The sequence below is a fragment of the Saccharopolyspora sp. NPDC002686 genome, assembly GCF_040295745.1.
Classification (GTDB): Bacteria; Actinomycetota; Actinomycetes; order Mycobacteriales; family Pseudonocardiaceae; genus Saccharopolyspora; species Saccharopolyspora oryzae.
The window spans coordinates 1-4,080 of record NZ_JBEOVY010000507.1; the positions used below are offsets into that span (position 1 = coordinate 1).

Consider the following 4,080-nt stretch of genomic DNA (forward strand, 5'->3'; position numbering starts at 1 on the left):
GCCGGCTGCAAGTGCCGTTGGCCGAGGTTGGCGTGCTCCGGTTCCGGATCGTCGTCGCCCCACGGGTAGCGCAGCGACCGGCCGGTGCTCGGGTCGAAGCGCGCGGCCTTCTCCCACTCCTGCTCGGTGGGCAGCCGCTTCCCGGCCCACGCCGCGTACGCCTCGGCCTCGTGGAAGCTGACGTGCACCACCGGTTCGGCTTCCGGCACCGGCTCGACGTGCCCGAACCGGCGGCGCGTCCACCGGTCGCCGTCCCGCTGCCAGAACCGGGGCGCCTGCAGCTCGGCGCGCTGCCGGTACGCCCAGCCGGCCTCGGTCCACCAGTGCGGGTCCTCGTAGCCGCCGGCGTCGATGAACGCCAGGTACTGGCCGTTGGTGACCGGTGCGCTGTCGAGGTAGAAGTCGTCGACGTGCACCTGGTGCGCCGGGCGTTCGTTGTCCAGCGCCCACGGCTCGGTGGAGGTGCCCATGGTGAACGGACCGCCGGGCACGAACACCTCGGGCGCCAGGACGTCCACATCGGACGGTGGTGGTTCCGCGGTCAGCGCAGGGGCTCCGCTGCGCAGCTGGTGGGTGGCCAGCATCGTCTCGTCGTGCTGCTGCTCGTGCTGCACGATCATGCCGAAGGCGAAGGCCTGGTCGACCAGCCGCCGCCCCTCCAGCGGGGTGCGCTCCAGCAGGTCGAAGACCTTGTCGCGCACCGTTCCGACGTAGTCGCGGGCCTCGGCCGGTCCCAGCAGCGGCAGCTGCGGGCGGTCGCGGCGGGCGTGCTGGAAGGCGTCGTAGAGGTCGTCGATGTCCGGGCGGATCGCCTCGGCACCCCCGACGTCGCGCACCAGCCAGAGCTCCTCCTGGCTGCCCACGTGCGCCAGGTCCCACACCAGCGGGGACATCAGCGGCGAGTGCTGCTTGACCAGGTCCTCGTCGTCGACCGAGTCGGTCAGCTCGGCGCTGCGCCGCCGGGTGCGCGCCAGCTCCGCGGCCACGTGCGCGCGCAGGTCTTCCTCGCTCAGTTCTGCCAGGTTCACCGGATACCTCCGCAGTGATCAGCGATCGCCGGTCGCGGCGATGCGCCGCGCCACGAAGTCGGCCAGCTCACCGGACAGCCCCTCCGGGACGTCCGGCCCGTCGAGCAGCCGGCAGGCCAGCTCGAAGACGTCCTCGGCGACGTGCGCCAAGGTCCGGTCGAGCAGGCCGTGCCGCGCCGCGTGCACCCAGCGGCCCACCGCCGGGGACGTCAGCGCCAGCACCTCGTCCACCGTGGACTCCTCGCGGAACAGCGCGATCAGCGCCGCGGCCGGGAGCATCCAGCCGTCACCGGGCTGGGCGTCCAGGTAGCGGACCTCCAGGTAGCCGCGCGGCCGGACCGGCGGGAACACGGTGGTGAGGTGGTAGTCGAGGTCCTCGCGGGTGGGCGGGTCCGGCCACGTGCCGTGGATCCACTCCGCGAAGCTGATCCCGCTGGGCACCGTCCAGTCGTCGCCTTCGCGCCGCCGGCAGACCAAGGAGGTGTCCAGCACCCGCCTGGCCCAGCTCCCGGCCGGATCAGCGGTGATCGAGCCCGGACGGGTGCGCGGCGGATCCGTGCGCAGCAGCGCGCGGGTGCGGGTCGACACCCATCCGGTGCGTTCGCCGAACAGCAGGGGCGAGTTGGCGAAGGTCGCCATCATGACCGGTCCGAGCGCGTGCAGCGCGGCCCAGCGGGCGGCCACCCGGTCCGGTTCACCGGCGTCCAGGCACACCTGCACCCCGGCGGTGCTGCACATCATCAACCGGCCGTCCAGACCGATGCGGTCGAACGCGGTTTCCATCGCCGCGTAGCGCGGCACCCGCAGGATCCGCCGGGGATGCCGCCACGGGTCGGTGCCCTGCTCGCCGAGCACCAGACCGGCCCGGCCCAACCGGCGCGCCACGTGCGCGGCATCGGCGGCGACCACGGTGAACAGCGAGCGCATGGAAGTCGTGGGGAGGCTGGAGACCTCGACCTGGCCACCGGGTTCGACGGTGAGCACCGAGCCGTTCGGCAGCGGTCGGTGCGGGCTGTCCGGGACCAGGGAAGGGGGCGCGTGTTCGCCGAGCGCGCTGATGAGCGTCGCGGCGTCGAGCGGGCGAGTCAGGTCGTCCTGGTGGTGCACGGTCCATTCGAGTTCGATGCCCATCAGCTTCGGGGGGCCGTGCTTGAAGCACACCGAGGCGACGTAGGCCTCGGCCTCCGCCCTGGTTCGAACGCGGGAGGTCGGGAAGTCAGCGGCGGCAGGATCGGTCGACACCGGCAACATGATCACCGTCCGTAATTGGCCGGTCACCGACGCTACCGCTCGTCCCCCATGGTCGCGACCCTTGTTCTCAATCACGCCAAGTGTTAACGGGATTCGGGTTTTTCGAGGTCCGTCCACCTGATCGGACGCGCGTCCGAACGGTGGGAGCCAGGTAGCAAAACGTACGTACGGATTGCCATCCTGCGGTGCGTCCTGGGACGATCAGGATATGCCTCGGGTCAGCCAAGACCACCTCGACGCCCGGCGCCGTCAGATCCTCGACGGCTCCCGGTCGTGCTTCGCGCGCTTCGGCTACGAAGGCGCCACCGTGCGCCGGCTGGAAGAAGCCACCGGGCTCTCCCGCGGAGCGATCTTCCACCACTTCAAGGACAAGGAGTCGCTGTTCCTCGCCCTCGCCGAGGACGACGCGACCCGGATGGCCGACGTGGTGGCCGAGCAGGGTCTGGTGCAGGTCATGCGCAACCTGCTCAACGCTTCCAGCACCGGCGCCCCCGCGCTGGGCGCGGACTGGCTGGGCACCCGGCTGGAGGTGTCCCGGCGGCTGCGCACCGACGAGGAGTTCCGGGAGCGCTGGGCGCAGCGCTCCGAGCAGCTGACCACCGCCACCCGGGCGCGCCTGGAGTGGCAGAAGCAAGCGGGCAACCTCCGCGACGACGTCGACGTCGACGTGCTGACCGCATACCTGGAACTGGTGCTCGAGGGCCTGCTCTCGCACCTGGCGATGGGGCTGCCCGCGCAGCACCTGACCCCGGTGCTGGACCTGGTCGAGGAAAGCGTCCGGCGCCACCGCACCCGCTGAGCGAAGATCCGGCGTAATCTCGCAAGCCTGATCGGATGAGCGCGAAGGAGCCCGCGGCGCTATGTGGAGCGAGTGGTGGAATCGCTTCCTCGCCTCTGACCCGTCCATGCGCAGGCTGCGCACCGCGACGCGGGTCACCCTCTCGGTCGCGCTGACCATCGCGGTCGTGCTGCCGGTGCTGGCTTGGTGGGGCCAGCCGCTGCCGCTGGCGATGCTCGGCGCCGTGGTGGCGATCAACTCCTCGCTCGGCGTCAACGACCCGCAGCGGCGCCAGCAGCAGATCACCACCCTGCTCATGCCGCTGCCGGTGACGGTCGTGCTGGTGCTGGCGATCCTCACCACGCCCTGGCCGCTGGTGCACGTGCTGGTGTTCCTGGTCGTGATCTTCGTGGCGGTCTACATCCGCCGCTTCGGCCCGCGGTTCTTCCCGCTGGGCATGGTCGCGTTCATGGGCTACTTCTTCGCGATGTTCCTGCAGCCGAAGCCGGCCCAGCTGCCCGCGCTGTTCGCGGCGGCGATCGTCGGAGCGCTGGCCGCGTTCGTGCTGCGGTTCCTGGTGCTGAGCGACTACCCCGAAGGAGTGCTCGAACGCGGTCTCCGGACGATGCAAGCGCAGGTCCACGGCCTGCTGCACGCCGTGCGGGACGTCGCCGAACAGCCCGGATCGGTGGCGCGGCGACGCGAGCTGACCAACCGATCGGTGCGCCTCAACGAGACGTCGCTGATGCTCGAGAACGCCGTCGGCCAGCTCGATTCGCTCGACGAGGCCGGCCGCTACCGGCTGCGCCAGCGCATCCTCGACGTCGAGCTCGCCGCCGAGAACCTGCTGACCCCGCTGCTGCGGCTGGTCGACCACCCCAGCGGCGGCGACACGGTGCCGCACGCCGTCAGCGCGCTGCTGGCGGTGCTGCATCGCCTGGTGGCGCAGCCGCTCCTGCAGCATCATCCGGTCGGTGACGTCCTCGATCAGCGCCACCTGGTAGAGCGGCAGGCCGTCCTCGC

3 protein-coding genes and 1 pseudogene are annotated in these 4,080 nt (G+C 71.3%); 2 read left to right on the forward strand and 2 right to left on the reverse strand.

The genetic code is table 11. From position 1 onward, the window contains the following. Window positions 1-1,028 (reverse strand): SUMF1/EgtB/PvdO family nonheme iron enzyme (locus tag ABTZ89_RS36575; RefSeq protein ID WP_351053611.1); only part of this gene is annotated, 1,028 nt, incomplete at its 3' end. An 18-nt stretch (window positions 1,029-1,046) separates the two neighbouring features. Continuing rightward, window positions 1,047-2,279, reverse strand: a complete 1,233-nt coding sequence (gene egtA, locus ABTZ89_RS36580) for an ergothioneine biosynthesis glutamate--cysteine ligase EgtA (protein ID WP_270954394.1) — start codon at window positions 2,277-2,279, stop codon at window positions 1,047-1,049. Between the two features lie 208 nt (window positions 2,280-2,487). Between egtA and ABTZ89_RS36585 the strand changes: the two genes are divergently transcribed. Both ABTZ89_RS36585 and ABTZ89_RS36590 read left to right on the forward strand, forming a co-directional pair. After that, entirely contained in the window at window positions 2,488-3,078 is a 591-nt protein-coding gene (locus tag ABTZ89_RS36585; protein ID WP_270954388.1) for a TetR/AcrR family transcriptional regulator, read from the forward strand. A 106-nt stretch (window positions 3,079-3,184) separates the two neighbouring features. Continuing rightward, window positions 3,185-4,080, forward strand: a pseudogene (locus tag ABTZ89_RS36590) (FUSC family protein); the annotation flags it as partial.